We start from the raw sequence: 21,129 nt of genomic DNA on the forward strand, positions 1-21,129 counted from the left end.
AATCGTGTAGGAAATGTCGTGATAGTTCAGAAATAATATGTATCAGAGTTAAGTACATTCTGAATTAACTGATTGGTTTACTATACAATCAACTAATTGAGAACGTAGTATACAGACATTTATATATAAATATTCCAGATAGTAGAAATTCATTTGCTGTTTGTCGTGATTAACAAAGCATCCGACAGTCCAATAGAGAGGCGGAAGTATCGATGTCACTACGAACACAGCCCCTCGAGTCAGCGAGTCCCTCGCTGACTGATATTCGACGTACCTACCCACGATTACAGGAGGGCCACGATGTATCACGGTAAGACCGTCGGAGTCGTCGTCCCCGCCTACAACGAAGAGCGATTAGTTGGAGCAGTCATCGACACGATTCCAGCACTAGTCGATCGGACTTACGTCGTCGACGACCATTCGAGCGACGGGACGTGGGAGGAAATCAAGACCCACGCAGCACGAGCAAACAACCGAGCAGCAAACGCATACACAGAAGACGGTGTCAAGTTAATCTCCGCAGACGGTGGCGTTTCGCCGGAAATGCGGGTCGTCCCGATTCGTCACCCGGCTAATCGCGGCCGTGGCGCTGCGGTCAAAACCGGCTATCGGCACGCGCTCGAAGACGATATCGACATCATCGTCGTGATGGACGGAGATGGCCAGATGGACCCCGATATCCTCACACACATCATCGACCCAGTCGTCTACGGAACCGCAGATTACGCAGTCGGTGACCGATTGGCCGGGCCGTTGTACTGGCGTGGGATGCCCCCGTGGCGGTTGTTCGGAAACGGTCTCCTGTCGGGACTGACACGCATCGCCAGTGGCTACTGGCACATCCGCGACCCACAGAACGGGTACACGGCAATCTCGGCAGAGACCCTCGAAGACCTCGACTTCGACCGTCTGTACGACCAGTACGGGTTCCTGAACGACCTCCTCGTGAAGTTGAACGTCGCGGGGAAACGAGTCGCGACAGTGCCGATGTACGCCCGGTACGGTGACGAAGAAAGCGGCATCAGGTACTCGAGTTTCGTCCCGGGCCTCTCGTACCTCCTCCTGAAGAACTTCTTGTGGCGCCTGCGCGCCAAGTACCTCTCGGGACGTGCCCACCCCGCAGCGATCCTCTACATTCTCGGCGCTGTGAGCGTCTTTCTCAGTGTATTCCGTCCCGACCGGAAACAGACCTCACAGGCGCCGTACGGTCCGATATCGAAAATTGCCGTCGGTGTCGCTTCGCTCGTCGGTGCGATGCTCCTTGACAAGCGTTCGAACGAACACTTGCGGATAGAACTCGACGTCCCCGACTCATTCAAAACTGAACGGGACAACGCAGAAGCAGACGCACAGGAACAGGGTTAGTACGTATGTACCGCTCGAAAGCTGTGAGTGAGGAGCTCAATAACAACACCCCTAGCCAACACATGTAGCTACTGATGGGTTCCACTTCACACAATAAAAGTCTGTTAAACCGTACTCTCGGGGAACTTTCACTCGACGTCCCCATCGTGATGACAGTTGTCATTATGAGTTACGTGTTTGCGTACTTACAACCCGGCACCCTCGTCCGGACAATGGTTGGCGTTCCGATTCTCCTGTTCCTCCCGGGGTACTCGCTACTGCTCGCACTGTACCCAGGAAAAGAGGAAAAACATGAGAGAACCAGTCCCGACTTCCGACCTACCAGGAGGGGGTCTGGCGTCAGCGTCCTTGAACGTCTCGCACTCGCGTTCGGTATGAGCATCGCACTTCTCCCAATTGCGGGGCTTGTCCTCCTTTGGAGTGGGTTCGAGTTGAACCTCACAACTGTTCTCAGTTCCCTTTCAGCGATTATCGTCGTCGGAATCGCGGTTGGAGAGTTTAGGCGACTTCGACTAGATCCAAACGACAGATTCCACATCCCGCTTCGGTACTGGTACAATGAGGTCACCGAGTCGTTCAATCGCCCCTCGAAATTCGACTCGGTATTGAACGTCGCCCTTGCAATCGCGGTCGTCTTTGCAGTCGCGAGTGTGGGGTACACGGTCTTCACCCCGAGCGGGGGCGAAGCGTACTCAAGCATCACTCTGCTCACACAGGACGCGTCCGGCGAGTACGTTGCGTCCGGGTATCCCTCCTCGCTGTCGACAGACGAGTCGACAGAACTCTACGTGAGTGTCAGCAACTACGAGGGAGAAGAGACCACATACACCTTGGTCGCAGAGTTACAGCGCCTCAATTTAGATGGAGAGATGGCTGTTGTTGAGCGCCAACAGCTCGGTCAGCGCTCCGAGACCATCGGTGACGGTGAGACCTGGCAAACGCGGCATTCGTTCACACCACAACTAACCGGTGAGAACTTCCGTCTCACGTACTTCCTGTACAAAGGAGACGCACCAGAAGACCCGAGTGTCGAGACAGCATACCGTTCGACCTACATCTGGCTTTCCGTCTCAGACGCCTGATATTTACCCCACGCTAAAGCGCGAGGATTCCCGATTGAGTTGAGATATTGTGGTTTACGACGTTACTTGTTCTTGAGGTGCGAACGCACCGGTTCCCTTGTCAAACGAGAACGATGATGGGTGGGCCAACCAGCCGTTACTCCTATCCTCGAAAGGATTCGGAGATACTTTCTGCCGAAGGTTCTCAGCACCGTTCGCCACCGCTCCACACTCATCACACACATACAGCCCGCGTTCAACACGGTTCGCGTCACGCTTGCGCCACAACACGAACACGACTTCGACGTATCACGCTCGGACACCTGCTTGACCGTGATACCTTCCATCTCCGGTTTGTACTCAAGCAGCAAGGTGAACGGTCGAACACCCATCGATCAGTAGACGGGAGCCAGTCCGACTTCGCCCAAGGCGCCTAGAACAACCATTTCGGACACTGTGGTCAATTTCGGTGGCCGATACGACGACGTCCCCCGAGATGCACGCCATGGCCATACCGTTCGGATAGCACACAACTATCCGGTGGATTTGATCCGCTGGACGCGAGTCTCCGAACTCAATCAGCCAAGGGAACCCACCGAGGGACCTGCTCCGGGCATTAGGGGTTCTGGGTACTTCAAAGCCTTCACGCCTCGAAAGCTGACTCACCCAGATGCTACCATCGCCGCCTTTCGCCTCCAGAGAATTGCAGGATAGACGAGCAGCAAGACAGCGTGGTATACGTCTCTTATCAGCCAACCACCCAACTCGTGTGACCACCCTCTAGCAGTGATTTGTCAGTCCGTCGATTAGCGGCCTGTCGTGCAATCGGATATGTAGCAGTTAACAAAGTATTTGTCACCGGATAGTTCACTCGATGAAGAATCACAGGAGTCGAACAGATGGAAGAACGTTTGAAATGGAGGATTACTAACGTGTCAAAAGTAGGTAAGAACCGCCGACAGCGCCCACTTTCGGTGGGCATCCTCGGTATCGGGAACATTGGGATGGTTCACCTTCAGTCTGCGCTCGCAATGAGCGACGTCGAGGTCAGTGCCGTTGCTGATGCAGTCCCCGAGAATAGGGAACTGGCCCATCAGTGGGGAGTACCCACCAGTTACGATGACTACGGTGAGTTGCTGGAATCGGAGTCGCTCGACGCCGTCATCGTTGCCCTCCCGCCGTCTCTCCACCGCGATGCCGTCGAACAGGCCGCAGCGAACGGTTGCGACGTCTTCGTCGAAAAACCATTCGCACGCTCAGTCTCGGAAGCAGACGCCATGATCGCCGCCGCTGAGGCTGGGAATATCACACTGGGCGTCGACCACACCATCCGCTACATGCCGGACGTAAAGCAACTAAAAGACAGGTACGACAGCGGGAGGATCGGACACGTCCCATACGCTACGATTTCACGGGTCAACAGCGGTCCGTTCGACCGAGTACCAGTAGAAAATTCCCCGCCGTCGTGGCCACTCAACCCCGAAATCGCCGGGGGAGGCGTTCTGCTCGAACTTGGCGTCCACCTCTTCGACGTCCTCGAGTGGTTCTTCGGTGATTTGGAAGTCATAACGGCAGATATCGGGTCACAACTGTCAATTCCAGTCGAAGATGCCGCGACCGTTCTCCTTCGCTCTCAAGAGACAGGGACAGTCGTGACCATGCACTGTGGGTCGTATCAATGGGAAGAACTCCCGGAAATCAACATGTCGTTCCGACTCGATGGCGTCGCTGGCGTCCTCGATAACCGGGACTATGTTCCGAAGAACTTCTACGCGAATGCCGCGCGTTCAGCCACAGAAAACGTGTTCAAACGACTCCGTGGTGAACATCCGAACCACTACGGTCCAACGTACTATCTTCAGGCACACTACGAAGCGCTCGATGATTTCTTCGGCGCAATCCGTGCCGGTGAAAAACCGCCAGTCGATGGTGAGGTTGGTCGGCGTACCATCGAGTTAGCAGAGTCAGCGTACGAGGCGGCGAGCGCGGCGAGTACCGAACAGCCACTCTGGAGGGTTCGGCAGTGACGGATCGACGCCCCATCAGGGGTACCCGACCACCGTCCCTCAGCCACGACGATGTCCGCGAGACGGTTCGAGACCGAATCACGACTTACCGCGCTCAGCTCTCCGGGAGAGAGTCAATCATGGTTCTCCCCGACTCACACTATCCGCACCACCCGACAACCGGCATGGTGACACACCCGGCAGTGGTCGCAGGAGTGGTCGACGGACTCCGTGAGATTGGCATCGAATCCATCACAATCGCCATCGCGAGTGGGCGGCACGCGACTGGAACGCAGTGTGCCAACTACCTTGGATACGAATCCCTGGCCGAGGAGTTGGACGTTGAGACGCTAGTACTCGACGAGGCAGAGCAGGTCGATATCACGGCGACAGTCAACGGACAGCGTGTCCCGGGGTTGATGCCGAAAGCACTGCGGGACCATCCAATTGTGAACGTACCGACCGCACGATACGGGTTGAAGACGCCGTTTGCTGCAGCGGTGGCGAACCTCGCGAGGCCATGTTCGGTCGCAGAAAGACCCGCCATCGAACTCGCTGTCGCGGCGAAAGCAACCGACGTTCCAGTGACAGTCGTCGACGCCATATACACGTACACCGGAGTTCCAAACGCGACGGGTCTGCTACTAGACGGAGAGGGCGTCGTTGACGTCGATATCGCAGTAGCCACGTTATTCGGCGTCAATCCAGAAAGCGAAGAGTATCTCCGGATTCTGAGTCAAGGGGCACCGGCCGAGTGTCTGGTCGAAGGAGTCTCCCTCGCGGACGTCAGAGCGGAACTTCCGTTTAGACCGAGGCCAAAGTCGGACAAACCGCACCACCTCGTGACAGAGGCGTACAAGTTGTACACGCGTGTGAGCGGCGACGCGTTCCCCCCACAGCTGCTCGGGAATCAGACCTAAAATGAAAGATAATAACCAATACATCGAGGGGAAAACAGCGTTCGTTACGGGGGCGACAGGCTTCCTTGGCCAGCACCTCTGTACGATGTTATGCGAGCGAAACTGGACAGTTCACGCGCTCAGGCGCCAAAATTCTGACCTCGGTCGCCTCGAGACGCTCGATATCAGCTGGCACACCGGTGACGTCCTCGACGATTCGTCAGTTCGAGCGGCTATCTCCGATTCAGACCCTGACGTGGTGTTTCACCTCGCCGGTATCGGCCTCGCCTCTGCCGACCCAGAGACGGTCCACGAGGTGAACGTGGAAGGTACTCGAACGGTACTGAACGCCAGCCTCGACGCCGACGTCGACCGCGTCGTCTTCACGAGTACCGCCGGAAACCGACGCGCCCGAGGAGTCGCTGTCGAGCGTGACCTCGCGCCGGCGGTCGGTGCGTACCAGCAGTCGAAGACTGAAGCCGAACGCATTGTACACCAGTACGTCGATCGAGGCCTCGATGTCGTAACGGTTCACCCCACGTCTGTGTTCGGGCCCGGCGACACGACGTTCACCGCCCGTCTCATCAAACTCGCCACCGATCCGAAGTTGGTTGCGTACCTTCCGGGTGGTGCGAGCATCGTCAGCGTCGACGACTGCGTGAACGGAATTTGTCTCGCTGCAGAGCGGGGAAAGGCCGGCGAACACTACATACTCGGCGGGCAGAACCTCACGTATCGCGAGGTAGTGGCAATCATCGCCGAGGAAGCAAACGGCTACCGCCCCGTAGTTCCCCTCCCTCGTCCGGTCGTCCTCGCGATGGGTGTGGTCAGCAAAGGTATCGGAGAACTGCTCGGGATGCGTGTGTTCCCGTTCAGTCCAGAGATGGCGCGTCTCGCGACGAGTGAACTGTTCTACAGTTCGGCGAAAGCACAGACAGAACTAGGGTACACGTATCGTGGACTCCGAGAACATGTCGGAACTTCGATTTCCTGGTACGAACGAACCGGCACACCGGACGAAGACGTTATCCATGCCGATAGCACAGTGGGTGCAGAGCGTCGTGAAAAACAAACACAGAGGCTGCAGTAAGTCTCGTAATCGCCTTCTCGGTTTCTGTTCAGTCAATCTCCCTGGCATCGAGGGAGCCACCCAAACCGAGATGCGTAGGAACCGATGATACTTTCCTCAGAGTGCGTCCCTAAACGCACACCCCTCCGTGTATGACACGTTTTGAAGTGAAAGACTCCCTCCCCGTGTTCGCGTCGGAGTACCGCTCACGTTGATAGTAGAGTTGGCTATCGAGCACTCTTCGGCCCCCTCGACGAGGACACCGTCGACGTTTCCATTCGGAAGGTAAATGCAGCTGTCGACGATTTTCGACCCGTTACGATTTTCGCCGATGACAACTGCTGAGCCGAATGGTTGTTCGGAGCACTGGCCTGTGATAGTGACGTTCTCGAGGGTCATCCCCCACGGCGTGTCAGTTTCGCTTGTGTCGACGGAGTCGGCATGAATCGTCTGAATCGACGTATCGTTCTGGATGCGACAGTTGCGGAGCGTGAAGCTACCGTGGCCACCCCACGAGGGGGGTGACGTCGAGATGACGCCACGCCCCGCAGGACTCGACTTGTAGATGAAGTCACAGTCCTCGATGAGTAGTCCAGAGTATCCGTTGCCCGTCGAGTCGACCAGGAGACCCGAGGGACTGTGAAGTCTATCACCCGGTTGGGCGTGTTCGTTGAGGTTGTCGGCGTCGACGACCATCGTCGCACCCTTAATCCACGACTGCTTCGACGGGTGGTCACCGCCGGAGATTCGCATGTTGGTGTTGTCGTTGTTTTTGAACAACCCGCCCTCGACGCGGAGCACACCCCGCGTGTGCGTCGCGCGGAACGACGACGACCCACGCTGTTCGATGTGACAGTCGATCATCTTGACCTCGCCGATGGAACGTCCTGTGATGCGGATACCCGCGACACCGTCGGGGTACCCCGGTATTACTGCACCTTCACGCATGTACACGCGGCGAGCAATGTTGACGCCGTCGACTGAGGTACAATCGAACAACAACAGTTGGTCGCGCGCATTATCATCAGAGGGGGTTCGGCCGAGCCACTCGACGTCCTCGATGAGTGCCCCATCGTCGTTCGCGAGCCAAATGTCGGCACTCGTGGTGTCGTCGTCGGTCTGCTGGATGGAGAAGTTCTTCAGGACGTGGTGGTCCCCACTCGTGATTCGAAGCATCCGGAACTCCTCTCCGGGCCCATTGGGCGGGAAGACAAACTGCACATCCTTGTGAGAGTCGCCGAGCCCCACCAATTGGAAGTTCGAGACGCCACGGTCCCAATCGTGTTTGCGGGTGATGAGGTACTCACCTGGCGGAAACTGGACAATCGTGTCGTCCCCGTAGACGTCGTCCAATAGATCGTCGATGGGGTCTTGCCCGGTTGGGTCCATTCCGATGTCCTCGACCGCATCGTACACCGTTTCCCGCGGTTTTGGTTCGGGAGTTGTCGTCGTTTCTTGGGGTGTCGAGAGTGTCGACGTCTCTTCTTCCCTCGGTTGTCCACAGCCCGCGAGGGAGGCACCAACACCAACCGAACCAAGTGTTTTGAGGTAGGTTCGTCGATTCACCACTCGGTACCTCGTTTGGTGTGGGCCGAGGATATCGTTTGCCCCTGAATGCGTCGTCGTTCGCGTGAGCAGAACACGTCGCCGTGAGTTCGACTCCGGAACTCACGGGCACACCGGTCGTCACTACCGCCGGCGTTCACGGCGAGGAGACGACGGCATCGGAGGGGCGATAGACAAGGCCGCATAGACATTTACTCGTGAGATTGTACTCGCGTGGAGTTTAGTAAGTGGTGTGTAACCGTGGAAAGAGCGTTGTAACATCGTGTACAAACGTACAGGGGCCACCCGAGTCACCGGATGGGAAGCCAGTATGAACCACCACGAGGGACGTTCCCGCGACTATCTTCTCGTGAGTACCGAGAACTCGTACTGGGCACGCAGTCGATGAAACGTGGAGTGAAATCAAACACATCGCACGGGGACGAGAGCAATCTGTCGCCGCTCGAATCCCACAGAAGGGCGGTCTACGTGTCGGTCGCTCTCGTTGTTGTAGAATGAGTTCAGATTGATACGTCTTGAGTAGTCTATGCTGCCGTCGGTACGTAAGACGTGCTCGACACCAAACTGCCGAAAACCCGTCGAGCAAAGGAGAATCAGCCAGCACAGGTGTGCGACACCCCCGCTCAACGTGGTGAATTCAAGAATGGTGCTACGAGACTACTTGACGACCGGAGTCGTCACAGTAGCGGTCGAACGGGAATCGATGTTACCCGTCGTTGTCTTCGAACACGAGCGATGCGTCGCCAGCTAGAGTCAGTTGCGAGATGTCACCCGAGAAGCGGAATGCGTCGCTGTCTTCCGTGACAGTACCTCTGACTCTGTCGTCGGACACGGTGTCCGCACTCTCGATTGCGCCGACGAGGGGGTCGTTCATGATTTGACCCGACACCTTGAGGTTGTACTTCGTCTCTGTGCCATCTCCATTGACGACGAGGCGGTTCGGCAGGGAGAAAACTTCGGGGTCCACCTGCGTCCCGTTGACGTAGACATCAGCCTGACCTTCCAGGAACGAGAACGAGGTGACGTCGCCAGTGAAGTTGTAGACGTCGGCGACGCCGTCGGTGGTGACCCACCCCGTCGCCGAGGTGCTGGAGACGTCGTCCCACGACTCGATCGTGCTGTCGACCGCCTGCAGCGAATCACTGACCGCAAACTCGTACTGCGCCTGCGTCCCCGTTCCGACGATGCGAAGCTCGTTCGGAAGAGGTTCGTCAGTCGACGAGTCCGTCGATGAGTCCGTCGCGGAGTCGGTGCTCGAGTCCGTCGATGAGTCCGTCGCGGAGTCGGTGCTCGAGTCCGTCGACGAACTACCACTCGTCGCATCCGTGATGGTACTCACCGTGACCTGCTGCCCGTCGACGTAGAGGTCGGCCTCACCACCAAGCCACGAGAACGAGGTGACGTCGCCAGTGAAGTTGTAGACGTCGGCGACGCCGTCGGTAGTGACCCACCCCGTCGCCGAGGTGCTGGAGACGTCGTCCCACGACTCGATCGTGCTGTCGACCGCTTGCAGCGAATCGCTGACGGTGAACTCGTACTGCGCCTGCGTCCCTGTTCCGACGATACGGAGTTCGTGCGACGTAGAATCACTCGTCGAGTCCGACGTAGAATCACTCGTCGAGTCCGACGTAGAATCACTCGTCGAGTCCGACGTAGAATCACTCGTCGAGTCCGACGTAGAATCACTCGTCGCATCCGTGATGGTACTCGCCGTGACCTGCTCACCGTTTACGTAGATTTCAGCTTCGCCCTCGAGGAACGAGAACGACGACACGTCACCCGAGAACGTGAACGTGTCCTCGGAACCGGCGGTCGTGATCCATCCGGTTGCCGACGTACTGGTCACGTCGTCCCACTCTTCGACAGTACCATCTACTGGCTGGAGCGCGTCAGTGACAGTGAATTCGTACTGCGTCTGCGTCCCCGTCCCGACGATACGGAGGTCGTTCGGAAGCGGCTCCGTGGTGGAGTCCGTCGTCGAGTCTGTCGTCGAGTCCGTCGAGGTGTTATCGGACGTCGAGCTATCGCTCGTGCTACTGTCCGCGCTCGGCAGAGGACACGAGTCGCTGCTGGTGATGTTGCTCGTATCGACGTCTGCACTGTTGAACACCGTCGCCTGACCGGTGACGTTGATGTTCGTGTCCACGATCTCACAGTTGGAGGAGTCGTCGATGCGGACACCGCTGACGTCGCCGTTCGGGAGGTGGATACAACTGTTCTGAATGGTCGAGCCGTCACGGTTAGCGTCGAGATGGACTGCGGCACCAGCCGGCTGGGAGGTGGCATCCCCCGTGATGGAGACGTTTTCGAGGTTCACACCCCACGGCGTGTCAGTTTCGCTTGTGTCGACGGAGTATGCCTGAATCGTCTGGAGCGACGTGTCGTTCTGGATGCGACAGTTGCGGAGCGTGAAGCTGCCGTGGCCACCCCACGAGGGGGGTGACGTCGAGATGACGCCACGCCCCGCAGGACTCGACTTGTAGATGAAGTCACAGTCCTCGATGAGTAGTCCGGAGTATCCGTTGCCCGTCGAGTCGACCAAGAGACCAGTCGGACTCTCAAGTTGGTCACCGTCGCGCGCGTGTTCGTTGAGGTTGTCGGCGTCGACGACCATCGTCGCACCCTTGATCCACGACTGCTTCGACGGGTGGTCACCGCCGGAGATTCGCATGTTGGTGTTGTCGTTGTTTTTGAACAACCCGCCCTCGACGCGGAGCACACCCCGCGTGTGCGTCGCGCGGAACGACGACGACCCACGCTGTTCGATGTGACAGTCGACGAGTCGAATCTCACCGACAGAGCCACCCTGGACACGGATACCCGCGACACCGTCGGGGTACCCCGGTATTACTGCACCTTCGCGCATGTAGATGCGCCGGCCGACGTTGACACCGTCGACCGACGAACAGTCGTACGCGAGGAGCTGGCGGCGAGCGTAGTTGTCAGAGGGGGTTCGGCCGAGCCACTCGACGTCCTCGATGAGTGCCCCATCGTCGTTCGCGAGCCAAATGTCGGCACTCGTGGTGTCGTCGTCGGTCTGCTGGATGGAGAAGTTCTTCAGGACGTGGTGGTCCCCACTCGTGATTTGGATGAACCTGAACTTCTCACCGTTGTTTCCTGGCGGGAAGACAAACTGCACGTCTTTGTGCGAGCCGCCAGTCCCGACCATCCCGAAGCGCGAGACGTTGTCGTTCGCGGACAACGTACTGGTGACGAGATACTCTCCGGGAGGGAATTCGATGAGCGTCCCGCTGCCGTAGGCAGCGTCGAGTTGATTGTCGATCGGGTCGTTTCCGTTGGGGTCCATTCCAAGGTCGTCCACCGCGTTGACGACGCGGTCCCATTGGATACCGAAGCGCTCCTCTGGACCAGACGCAGCCGACGCGACGCCGGCAGGGAGGGCGGCTGATGCTGCTGCTGCAGCACCGATTTTGAGGTAATTCCGTCTGTTGAGTTGCGATTCGAGGATGGAGTCGGAATCTTCGGCAGATTCGTCGTCGCCTCCATCTGTTAATCGTACCATACACGAGGAAAGCCCTCGTTAACACGATAATCATTATTACGAGGTAGAAATGGATTCGCTGCATTTGTGTACAGAACCGGTCCAGATGTCCATCAGTTGTATATCAGTTGCTCATTAGTCTCACACATTGGATTCGGCAGATTAATTGTTTGAAGAATGAGATAGGACGACCGTCTTACGAGCAAAATAACATTCTCTTAATCATAATTATCCCGGTTAATCAAGGTACACCATTTCCATCCATATTCAAAGTCTGTTCTCTCCCATCCCAAGATAATATATACAGAAACTGGTAATTATTCTCCCTGTGAGTCTTGCGGCGGCACTCATTCTGTCGAGGCGACACGTTCTGGACAGACACAACGATTCAATTCACATTTGACGTTCAGGTACCAATGAAAGTCAGCCGAATCGAGTGAGGAACTCGGCGATGAATCAATTTGGGAGGCCCCAGGTCTACTTCGACACGATAGAGGCCAGATCTTTCAGATTCTGCTTGACTCGCCAGTCGAAGACGCTCATGATGGACACTGCACTGACCACGTACGCGAGGATTCCAGTCAGAACCAACACGAAGAATTCCAAGAGCGGAGACCCAACCTGGTTCTGGACTGCAAGCACCGCGATGGCCATCAGACCGGTTGCCAGTAGCGGAAACGACATCTCACGAAGGAAGCGGCGGTAGGTAGTCCCGAGCGTCTTCTTCATCTCGCGTGCGTACAACGGGACCATCGGGAACGCGAGGATGCCGGTGACAGCCAAGGCAGTCCCCTCGATACCGAATGAACTCGTCATCGGAACGACGATGATGGCGAGGAGCACCACGCGAAGGACACCAAGTTTTGTCTGGATATCCGGACGACCGACCGCTCGCCAGACAGGATTGAACGTCGCAAAGAGGGTCCGAAAGAGCCCGTAGGCGACGAGAATCTGCATGGTCGTGACCATCGGGAGCCAATCGGGACCGAGGAACGTCCCGACGAACGACGGCGCGACGAGGAGGATCCCGATAGACATCGGCAGTGCCACGAACGCGGTTAACCTGAACGTGCTGAAGAACGCCTCTCTGAGGGCGAGTTGTTCCTCTTGGAGTTTCGAGTACGTTGAGAACATCACGCTCGAGACGACGACTGCAATCTCAGTAGCCGGCGCGTTAGATATTCGGTAGGCCAGCTGGTAGTACCCAAGCGAAGTCGCCGTGAGAATCCACCCGACGATGGCGTCGTCTCCCTGACCGTAGAGGAACTCGACGATAGACGACCCAGTTACCCACTTCCCATAGCCGATGAGTTCGGCGGCGTGGCTCCGATTGAGCGCCGGACGCGGACGGTACGGGTGAAGGAAGTACGTACTAAGCGCGCGAACCGACGCGTCGGCGAGGTACCCGAAGACGAGCGCCCACACGGTCGGGCTGACTGCGGCGTAGCCGAGAGCGACCACGACGTAGGCGGCAGTGCCGCTGACTCGGTAGGTGAACTCCTTGTGGAATTGGAGATCCTTCTTGAAGTAGACCATCCCGGGGTTACGCAACCCGAGGAAAATCGGGACGAGCGCAATTGCCCGGATGAGGTCTCTCGCCGCAGGTTCACCGAATAGCGACGCGAGAGCCGGTGCTGACAGGTAGAGGATTGCGCTCATCGTGACTCCTCGGAGAATCTCCAGCGTGAACATCGTGTTCAGATACTCGTCGACGTCGTCTTCGATACGCTGGATGAGCGCCGCATCGATACCGAGGTTCGTGAGGCTCAGCAGTGCCGAAATCGTGAGAAGGGCGATACCCATCAACCCGATGGCTTGGGGGCCGAGCAGTCGGGCGAGCACGATGAACATGACGACCTTTAGCACACGGTCGAGGATGTTCATCGCCGAGACCCACATTCCGCTCTTCACCGTCCGCTCCGCTAGTCCACCACCACCACCAGGAACGAACCGTCGTTGGATGGTCCGAATTGCCGAGCAAATCTTATCAATCATTTCAAATACATTGTGTCAAACCGAGTGAGTTCCGCTTTCACTCGCGCTCACGCGATTGTATCCATACGTTCATCCGTCCACGAGGTGATTAATTATTAGCTGGCTACTAGTTCGAAGACTTCCGGTAGGTGCTGCTTGCACGAATACAAAATGAAGCTACTTCCAGAAGTGGATGGCTTACCTCACACTGTCGGGTCGGGGACCGAACCTGCCCTACCACGAGTATCAACAGCACGAGAGTCGACAGCACCTGCCCCGACCCACGGGGTGGACGGGGGGTCCTTGCTAAGGAGGGTTGTCTTGCGTCACTCGCTAATATAGTATAGGTCGGCAGCACCGTTCGAGATGACGCGGTTGACCTTCGGTTGGTTCTCGACCGCAGAGAGGCTCTTCTCGGAGTAACGGAGCTCTCGATACGCGATTACTTCTCGGTCGTAGTCCGTTTGAGACACCATCAAGTATCTCGGGCCATCGTAGTACGCGGGTAAGTCAGAGAGCGCTTCCTCTGGAGTCCTGAACCCAAGAGCCGGGGGTTGGCGTTCAGGGAGCGCGTCAACGAACCGACCGGGGTTGTCTCGGATTCCAACGAACCGAATGTCTTCGTCAGCCACCGTAAACGCTGAATCGTGTGCCTGGAACTGTTGTTCGGGGACGTGGTTCGACGGGAGGTAAATGTACGGTGACGGGAACACCACTAACAATGCAACCGCGAAAACCACGAGTCCCGGCACTGGTGCACCGCTCTTTAGTCGCGTGCCGTACGTGCTTGTCGAGAGCGCTCCAAAGACGTAGTACAGGCCAACGCTTCCCACGATCGTCGACAGTGCCATCGCGAATCCCACGTGGCGGAAGAAGAAATTCGTCTCAGAGATGGACCCGAAGAGGTTTGCGAAGAAGTATGGGACTAACACGGCGAGTCCGAACGTCAGCGTTCGTAAGATGAAGCGGCCACGCTCGTCGACATCGCTGAACCGTCCGAACAAGAGGCCCACGAAGACACCAAGCGTGACGAGCGCGTACACTGCTTTGAGGAGGAACAGTTTGACGAAGACCTCCAAGAGGCCACCACCAACTGCTGAGACTGATTCGGTCCGCTGGGAAATCGCGGTCCCAGTTCCCGAGTCGCCCGAAAACACGCCGAGGATGGAATCGATGAAGAGCCCGCCGGTGGAGAACCCGACCGTGTACTGCGCCATCCAGAGAGAGAACACGAGTGCGAACGCGACCGTCAGCCCGTAAACTGGACGTTGTGTCAACACGTACGTCTCTGTCTTTCGAGAATAGACGAACTGGAGTACCGACGCCACAGCGAACAAGACGAGGAAGTTCGCAGCGGCTTGAATATGGTACGTCACCAGAGCGACGCTCCCGATAACGAATAATACGGAGGTTGGCGTGACGTGGCGCTGCCACCCGACTTCGGCCTCGTCCACCGAAAACTGGTGCTTGAAGAAGAGGTACAGAAGTATCATTCCCAAGAACGTTGCCAGTGAGTACGGGAAGAACATGAGCTTGAACCCGTTGAGGTTCACCGGGAGGAACAAGAGCGCAGAGAACACACCAATGAGGACGGCTCTCCGGTCAGGGACGATCATGTGGACGATGAGGGGCACGAAGACGAGGTAGGTGAGCGAGAGGAACAGGACAACGAGCATCATCGTCTGTGTAATCTCGAGTCCGAGGACCGAACTGAACATCCCAGCCGAAATGTGGCCACTCGGGTAGATGGTTTCGACCGTCGGAATGGTCCCCGCGGACAGTCCCTTCGCCCAACCGAGGTGCGTCAACGAATCGTTGAAACCGTAAAAGTGGTACCGCCGGATGAGTGGGAGGGCTGAAACAGCAGTGATTGCCACCCCTGCAAGCGCGACTCCACCGACTGCGTAGCGGCTAGTCGGAGTACTGACAACGACGACAAGTGACACCGAGAGTGCGATAGCGACACCCACCCAAAAACCCACTGGCGTCGACTGGTATATCGAAACCTCGTAGCCACGCGCTGGCGACGCGTGAGCGACGAGAACAGAGATGACTACCGCGAGGAACCCGAATATAAGCAGGATCCTCGGAAGCCGTGAACTACGGTTCTTCATCCTCTGACAGATGGTGAGTAGCGTAGATTGTTATTGAGAATGTAATCGCAGGTCATCACGAAATCGAACCACGGACGCGAGTCCGCCGACTCCGACATCCCGGAGGCGAACTACATCTCAAGAATCCCTTGATCCCCAAACGGAGCTGTACGGCGAACAGACGTCCAAGAGTAGGCACAGAACCGACGTATCAGAGTACCTGAATATCACTCGCAACGTATAGGTGCGTGATAACAAAACCCGACGCACGCGGATATCTTGGTATCGATGTTATCCACAGCAGTCCCGACCCATGACGGTACACACCCGCACACTGAGGTGCGACCATGACAGGGTTCGTCGGTGGTCACCTCGAAAGCACGTCCCTCGAATCGTGTGCCGCCGAGTTGTACCGCGAAGACTGGTACGAACAAGCGTCGTTCCACACTGGTGACCTCGGATTGACAGCCCTTCACCACGGCGAGAAAGACCCGAACGGCTTTACCTCCTGGAAAGATGGTTCTCGTTCCGGAGCCATCTACGGTGTCGTGACGAACCTCGACGAACTCGGCCTCGACGTCGGGTCGTTGTTCGAACGCGTCCTCGACGAGCCACAGGCGCTGCTCCCAGAACTCGATGGGACGTTCCTCATCACGGCCATGGACGACGACACCGACCGCGTGGTCATCGCTAGCGACAAACTCGGGACTCGCCAGTGCTTCTACATCGACGGAGAACCATTCGCGTTCGGTACCGAAGTCGGCGCGCTGACCATGCTCCTAGACGACCCACAGGTCGACGAACGCGCGATCAGTGACTTGCTCATGATCGGGCACGTGTGGGGTGAAAAGACGCTCGTTCAAGGAATCAACTTCCTCCCGTCTGGCTCTATCCTTCAGTACGAAGCCGGCGACGGGTGCGAAATCGAGTCCTACTGGCACCACTCGTTCGTGCAGAGTCCCGACGACTCGTACCTCGACGACCTCACGGAGGCGTATCAATCGGTCATTGCGGACATGGCGGCGACCATCGACGGCGACATCGGTCTTTGGCTCTCTGGCGGGTTGGACAGCCGGTCGATGGCCGGTGAGCTGAGTCGATACCACGACATCACGACGTACACCTACGACTCGAACCCCGCGAACGGGAGCAATCTCGAACTCGCTGGCCGTATCTCAGATATCCTCGGTCTCGAAAATAAGCGGGTGAAGATAGAATCTGACCGGTTCGTCGATTCCTTCGAGAAGTCTGTGCAGTTGACGAGTGGGATGGTCGGGCTCTCGACGTTCACCAACCTCTCGACGGTGTTCAACATCCCCGACATGCCAGATATCATTATCGAAGGGTGCGGGCAAGGCGGAATGATGGGCGATGGAATCGGACAGGCAGCTATTGAACAGAGTAGTTCCCCCGAAGCAGCACTCTACCGCGCAAAGCACCGGGTCGATGTCGACGACGCACGGCGTCTCCTCCGGACAGACTTCGATCCGATGACCACGTATCGTGAGGAGGTCCGCAAGAGCGACCAGCCAGACCTCTTCAGTACCGCGCTGGACTGCTACTATCGCAACTACTTCCCACGGTGCGACTTCGCGAGCAACCCCATTGCCGAGAGTCAGGCTGGGACTCGCGTTCCGTTCAGCGACACGCAGTTCCTCCAAGCGGTCACGAGGATGCCGCTTTCCCACCGCGTCGCATCGATTCCGTTCACGAACGGGAAGATTCCTGCGGGAACCGCGTATCCGAAAGTGGAATTGGTCCGCCGACTCGATGAGCGATTGGCGTCGATCCCCTACGAGCGAACAAAAGTCCCCCCGTCCCGACCCATGTGGCAACACGCGGTTGGATTCGTGGTCGGGACCTCGGTCGACCGACTTCGTGGGCTCATCGACAGCGACATCCATACCTACGGCGGCCGTTCGATGGTCGGCACCTGGTACCGGGAGAACAGAGATGTCCGCGAACGAATCGACGACCTACTCGCTTCCGCGTGCGACCGCCCGTACTTCGATGCCGAAGAAATTCACCGCCTGCAGCGCGAAGAGATGACCGGAGAAGCCGAGCACATGAGCACCATCTCCGGTATCATCACTGGCGAACTCTGGGTCCGCAAGTACATCGACCGCGAGGGAGTAGACGAACGAGACGGCGAGTCTTCTGTTCGAGCGGCGGAAAATACCGCACAGACTGTCTGACCGAGACCACCGCTCCTCGGAGCCGTCTATTTTTCTGAGAACGACCGTCACTCGACCGATGAGCGTGTGCTGAAGTTGCCAGTCGAGGAGAGAAGAGGAGCTTAGTTTGCGTGGGCGTACATCTCCACCAGATCGTTCGCATTCGATTCCCACGAGTAGCGTTCTTCGATAAGTCGTCTATTTCTGCGGCCCATCTGAACCGCCTCGTCGGGGGTCGAGACGAGCCAAACGAGTGCCTGCGTGAGTTCGTCAGCGTCGCCTGGCGTGACCAGGATGCCATGCTCGTCGGTGATGACTTCGGGGATGCTACCCACGGGCGTCGACACAATTGCATTCCCACCGGCCATCCCTTCGAGCATCGCGATTGGGAGTCCCTCGGCGTACGTCGGCAACACGAAGACCGTTCCCCTGCTGAGGAGGTTACGTTTCTCTTTCTCAGAGAGGAACCCGAGGTATTCCACGTTGTCGTACGCTTCAGCGACTGCTTCGGCCCGTTCCGCGTAGGGGCCACGACCACCGATGCTCACCTTGAACGAGAGGTCTGGCATCGCCTCTAAGGCCTCGATGGCGTCGAGTAACTCGCCGATTCCCTTCCGCTCGATGAGGTTCGAGACGAAGACGATGTGGACGGGGTCGGCCCGGAACGTCGGTTCGTACTCGGCGGGTTCGACAGCATTCGCCATGACGTGAACCTTGTCGTGATTCGCCCGCTGAGAGACGAGACCGCGCCAGTATTCCGAGAGGACGACGACGTCGTCGACAGTGTCGAAGACAAGTGACTGAAGTCGACGAATGAGGAGTGAGTCAGTTTCGAGGAACTCGTCGAACGACGACCCGTGGATGTGGAGGACGACGGGGACCCGCCAGACGTATGCCGAAAAGAGGACGAAAAAGGCCGAGCGATAGAACGAATACGTATGTGACGAGTGGACGTGGACGATATCCGGACGACGCTGGAACGGAAACAAGAGAATCGCCAGAATCGACGAGAGAATCATCCGAACTGCGCGTTCGAGACCCTCGCCCTTCGGAGCAGTGTACCGCGTGTATAGCCGCACGATCATTCGGTCTTCAAGATATCGACGTTGTTCGGTGATGTACTGGTCGATGCCGCCGGTCCCTCGTGGACCGACGATGAGGAGTTTCTTTTTTTCGTTCATAGTGAGGGGTATAGTCGAGACGCATCTCGGTGCGTCAGTCGATACAAAAATTGGGCCGTCGGGTGGTTAGTTATGAGTCGATTGACCGTGTATTACGCGTGTGCGCCACGGAACCGTCTCCGGGAAACCCATCCCAACCAAAAGAAGGCGTGGCTCGTTACACCGGGACGGTGTGCCGCGAGAGTGACTCGACAGTCTCGACAGACCCGTAGTTCAACGCGACCTGAACGATGACGTCAGTCAAGTTGACCTTGTCAGCGAGGAACTCGTCTCTGCGGGTTTGATAGCGCTGCTTCGTCCCCTCTTCGGTGAGCAGCGTCTCCGCCTTCTCTAGTACCTCTTCGAAGGATTCGAGGTTGGAGATGAGTCCCTGACGTTCGAGTTCGACGAAGTTTCTCATGTCGTTCTCGCCGACGAACGAGTTCGACCGGATTGCGGGTGTCCCGAGAAGGGCTGCTTCCGTCACCATCGTCTGTGAATCTGCGACGAGCAGGTCTGCTTCGGCCAATACGTCGTGAACGAGCGCAGGGTGGAAGTCGACCGAACGGGCCTCACCGTCGTCGCGCCGTTCTTCGCTCTCATCGAGGACGAAGACAGTGGCGTGCTCACTCAGCATCTCGAGCAGTTCCCGTCGACGCTCGGGAGTGAACCCCTGGTGACCAACGTCGTGGTGGGACCCAAAGGCGTTGAACCGGACGACAACGTATCGCTCGTCGGGGCCGAGACCTAGTTCGTCTCGAACGTCGAACGAGGGTTCGTACACGTCGGGATGTAAGTATGCCGTCTCTTTGAACCCGTGGAACTGGTAGTGGTTCTCCGAGATTTCCTTTCCAAACGTGTGCGGCGTCAGTATCGCCTTCGCGAACGGGCGTGACACGATGTGGTCGAGCGAATCCGGTTCAGAGTCGACGACGAGGATAACCGGCGTCCTCGACAGTGCGCCAGCGTGGGCGGCGTACCCACCCATCCCGAAGATGAGGTCGGGCTTGAACCGACGCACTTCTCTGAAGATGTTCACGTAGTGGAACGGCAGTGAGGTGAACACCGAGTACTTGGTCGTCCCACAGGACCCGTAAATTCGGTGTGGGAGGTCGTAGTACTCGAGGAGGTCTTTGGTACAACCATAATCACGACCAAGGATGAGTACGTCGTGGCCCCGTCGTCGAAGTTCTCTGACGGCATACTTGTAGAGGTGGACTTGAGCAGGTGTGTTGGTGAAGAACAGGTAGCGCATATTCTCTATCGGGAGGGGACGCCACGAGCAAAAGTAGTTATTCGGCATCTACTAGCCAGTAGTACCCAAGTTAGTACTGTTCCAACGGGTCAGCGTGGGTAACTCGCCCGTTACAGTCGGCATAACAAAACGACCGAGTGGCTTTCTGTCTCACGACGCTGCTGCTGTGCACCGAACCGGGATGCTGTCGTCTTTGTCACCGGCGACGCGCAGCAGTTCACAGCAACAACCACATGTCCCCAACAGACACTTCGCACACCACCCTGCGCGCGTTCACGCTGGGTTCTACCCGTCCTCGAACGAACTCGACGACCGACCGCGGAGGAGACACGTAGATGTGGCCGTGGGAGCACGTCGCCGTCGGGTACCTCCTCGTCTCGGTGTGGTCGCGCGTGGCGAAGCGCCCCCTCGATAGCCGTGCCGCAATCGCCGTTCTCGTCGGAACGCAGTTTCCCGACCTCGTAGACAAACCGCTCGCGTGGTCGCTGGACATCCTCCCGAGTGGTATCTCGGTGGCACACTCGATTTTCGTCTCGGTTCCACTCTCGATTCTCGTCGTCCTCGTCGCTCGGCGGTTTGAGGTGACGACAGTCGGTGTCGCGTTCGCCCTCGGATACCTCTCGCACATCCCCGCAGACCTGTTCTACAGCGGGTTCTTCTTCGGGAATTACGGTGCCCTCGGGTCGTTCCTGTGGCCCATCTCGCACGGGCCTGACTCGTCGGCAGCGGGATTGTTCACACAGACGTGGTACTACTTGAGTCGATTCCTCGTCTACCTCCGCCAACCCGAGGCGTGGGCGTACCTCCTCTTCGAAGGTATCTTGCTCGGGAGTGCCTTCCTCGCGTGGGTCTCCGACGGACGGCCCGGTTTGAGCCTCGTGAAGCGCTCTATGAACGGAATTCGGCGAAGCGTTACGAGGTGACCACCAGCCCAAACTGGTGAGCAATCACTCCATAACAAAGCCATTACCGAGACTGATTTTCTGCAAGGCAGGCAGACTCCCC

Annotated in this window: 13 protein-coding genes and 1 pseudogene; 7 read left to right on the forward strand and 7 right to left on the reverse strand. The window is 57.5% G+C overall.

Features of this window, described 5'->3' with window-relative positions; translation table 11 throughout:
• The first annotated feature begins 300 nt into the window (after positions 1–300).
• On the forward strand, positions 301–1,365 hold the full coding sequence (locus GJR96_RS17340) for a glycosyltransferase family 2 protein (RefSeq protein ID WP_151164776.1): 1,065 nt from the start codon (positions 301–303) through the stop codon (positions 1,363–1,365).
• A 74-nt stretch (positions 1,366–1,439) separates the two neighbouring features.
• On the forward strand, positions 1,440–2,447 hold the full coding sequence (locus GJR96_RS17345) for a DUF1616 domain-containing protein (RefSeq protein ID WP_151164777.1): 1,008 nt from the start codon (positions 1,440–1,442) through the stop codon (positions 2,445–2,447).
• A gap of 54 nt (positions 2,448–2,501) precedes the next feature.
• Here GJR96_RS17345 and GJR96_RS17350 read toward each other — a convergent pair.
• Positions 2,502–2,803 (reverse strand): annotated as a pseudogene (locus GJR96_RS17350) (zinc ribbon domain-containing protein); the annotation flags it as partial.
• A 555-nt stretch (positions 2,804–3,358) separates the two neighbouring features.
• Here GJR96_RS17350 and GJR96_RS17355 point away from each other — a divergent pair.
• The 3 genes from GJR96_RS17355 (at position 3,359) to GJR96_RS17365 (ending at position 6,421) form a co-directional block, all read left to right on the forward strand.
• Positions 3,359–4,453: a Gfo/Idh/MocA family protein gene (locus GJR96_RS17355; protein WP_151164778.1), complete on the forward strand. Its 1,095-nt coding sequence runs from the start codon at positions 3,359–3,361 to the stop codon at positions 4,451–4,453.
• A 119-nt stretch (positions 4,454–4,572) separates the two neighbouring features.
• Positions 4,573–5,352: a DUF362 domain-containing protein gene (locus GJR96_RS17360; protein ID WP_225317792.1), complete on the forward strand. Its 780-nt coding sequence runs from the start codon at positions 4,573–4,575 to the stop codon at positions 5,350–5,352.
• Between the two features lies 1 nt (position 5,353).
• Positions 5,354–6,421, forward strand: coding sequence for an NAD-dependent epimerase/dehydratase family protein (locus tag GJR96_RS17365; protein WP_151164780.1), 1,068 nt, complete (start codon positions 5,354–5,356; stop codon positions 6,419–6,421).
• A 96-nt stretch (positions 6,422–6,517) separates the two neighbouring features.
• Here GJR96_RS17365 and GJR96_RS17370 read toward each other — a convergent pair whose 3' ends face one another.
• The 4 genes from GJR96_RS17370 to GJR96_RS17385 form a co-directional block, all read right to left on the reverse strand.
• Complete coding sequence (locus GJR96_RS17370; RefSeq protein ID WP_394349509.1) at positions 6,518–7,969, reverse strand: twin-arginine translocation signal domain-containing protein; 1,452 nt, start codon at positions 7,967–7,969, stop codon at positions 6,518–6,520.
• 703 nt (positions 7,970–8,672) lie between these two features.
• On the reverse strand, positions 8,673–11,489 hold the full coding sequence (locus GJR96_RS17375; RefSeq protein ID WP_151164782.1) for a twin-arginine translocation signal domain-containing protein: 2,817 nt from the start codon (positions 11,487–11,489) through the stop codon (positions 8,673–8,675).
• Between the two features lie 456 nt (positions 11,490–11,945).
• Positions 11,946–13,463: a lipopolysaccharide biosynthesis protein gene (locus tag GJR96_RS17380; RefSeq protein ID WP_151164783.1), complete on the reverse strand. Its 1,518-nt coding sequence runs from the start codon at positions 13,461–13,463 to the stop codon at positions 11,946–11,948.
• A gap of 305 nt (positions 13,464–13,768) precedes the next feature.
• Complete coding sequence (locus GJR96_RS17385; protein WP_151164784.1) at positions 13,769–15,556, reverse strand: hypothetical protein; 1,788 nt, start codon at positions 15,554–15,556, stop codon at positions 13,769–13,771.
• A 326-nt stretch (positions 15,557–15,882) separates the two neighbouring features.
• Between GJR96_RS17385 and GJR96_RS17390 the strand changes: the two genes are divergently transcribed.
• Positions 15,883–17,730 carry an asparagine synthase-related protein gene (locus tag GJR96_RS17390; RefSeq protein WP_151164785.1) on the forward strand — a complete coding sequence of 616 codons (1,848 nt, stop codon included), beginning with the start codon at positions 15,883–15,885 and terminating at the stop codon, positions 17,728–17,730.
• A gap of 101 nt (positions 17,731–17,831) precedes the next feature.
• Here GJR96_RS17390 and GJR96_RS17395 read toward each other — a convergent pair whose 3' ends face one another.
• Together GJR96_RS17395 and GJR96_RS17400 are read right to left on the reverse strand one after the other, a co-directional pair.
• Positions 17,832–18,890: a glycosyltransferase family 4 protein gene (locus tag GJR96_RS17395; protein WP_151164786.1), complete on the reverse strand. Its 1,059-nt coding sequence runs from the start codon at positions 18,888–18,890 to the stop codon at positions 17,832–17,834.
• A gap of 157 nt (positions 18,891–19,047) precedes the next feature.
• Positions 19,048–20,124 (reverse strand): DUF354 domain-containing protein, encoded by a 1,077-nt coding sequence (locus GJR96_RS17400; RefSeq protein WP_151164787.1) that lies wholly within the window; start codon positions 20,122–20,124, stop codon positions 19,048–19,050.
• Positions 20,125–20,459: 335 nt separating this feature from the next.
• On the opposite strand from GJR96_RS17400, the gene GJR96_RS17405 reads away from it, so the two are divergent.
• The gene (locus GJR96_RS17405; RefSeq protein ID WP_151164788.1) at positions 20,460–21,047 is read left to right on the forward strand and encodes a metal-dependent hydrolase; all 588 of its coding nucleotides are present in this window, start codon (positions 20,460–20,462) and stop codon (positions 21,045–21,047) included.
• Positions 21,048–21,129: the final 82 nt, after the last annotated feature.

The organism is Haloferax litoreum, from assembly GCF_009674605.1.
GTDB lineage: Archaea > Halobacteriota > Halobacteria > Halobacteriales > Haloferacaceae > Haloferax > Haloferax litoreum.

Excerpts from the sequence above, each read along its gene's own strand:
- GJR96_RS17340 (WP_151164776.1), top strand. The coding sequence starts at position 301 with ATGTATCACGGTAAGACCGTCGGAGTCGTCGTCCCCGCCTACAACGAA.
- GJR96_RS17345 (WP_151164777.1), top strand. The coding sequence starts at position 1,440 with ATGGGTTCCACTTCACACAATAAAAGTCTGTTAAACCGTACTCTCGGG.
- GJR96_RS17360 (WP_225317792.1), top strand. The coding sequence starts at position 4,573 with ATGGTTCTCCCCGACTCACACTATCCGCACCACCCGACAACCGGCATG.
- GJR96_RS17365 (WP_151164780.1), top strand. The coding sequence starts at position 5,354 with ATGAAAGATAATAACCAATACATCGAGGGGAAAACAGCGTTCGTTACG.
- GJR96_RS17375 (WP_151164782.1), bottom strand. The coding sequence starts at position 11,489 with ATGGTACGATTAACAGATGGAGGCGACGACGAATCTGCCGAAGATTCC.
- GJR96_RS17380 (WP_151164783.1), bottom strand. The coding sequence starts at position 13,463 with ATGATTGATAAGATTTGCTCGGCAATTCGGACCATCCAACGACGGTTC.
- GJR96_RS17385 (WP_151164784.1), bottom strand. The coding sequence starts at position 15,556 with ATGAAGAACCGTAGTTCACGGCTTCCGAGGATCCTGCTTATATTCGGG.
- GJR96_RS17390 (WP_151164785.1), top strand. The coding sequence starts at position 15,883 with ATGACAGGGTTCGTCGGTGGTCACCTCGAAAGCACGTCCCTCGAATCG.
- GJR96_RS17395 (WP_151164786.1), bottom strand. The coding sequence starts at position 18,890 with ATGAACGAAAAAAAGAAACTCCTCATCGTCGGTCCACGAGGGACCGGC.
- GJR96_RS17400 (WP_151164787.1), bottom strand. The coding sequence starts at position 20,124 with ATGCGCTACCTGTTCTTCACCAACACACCTGCTCAAGTCCACCTCTAC.
- GJR96_RS17405 (WP_151164788.1), top strand. The coding sequence starts at position 20,460 with ATGTGGCCGTGGGAGCACGTCGCCGTCGGGTACCTCCTCGTCTCGGTG.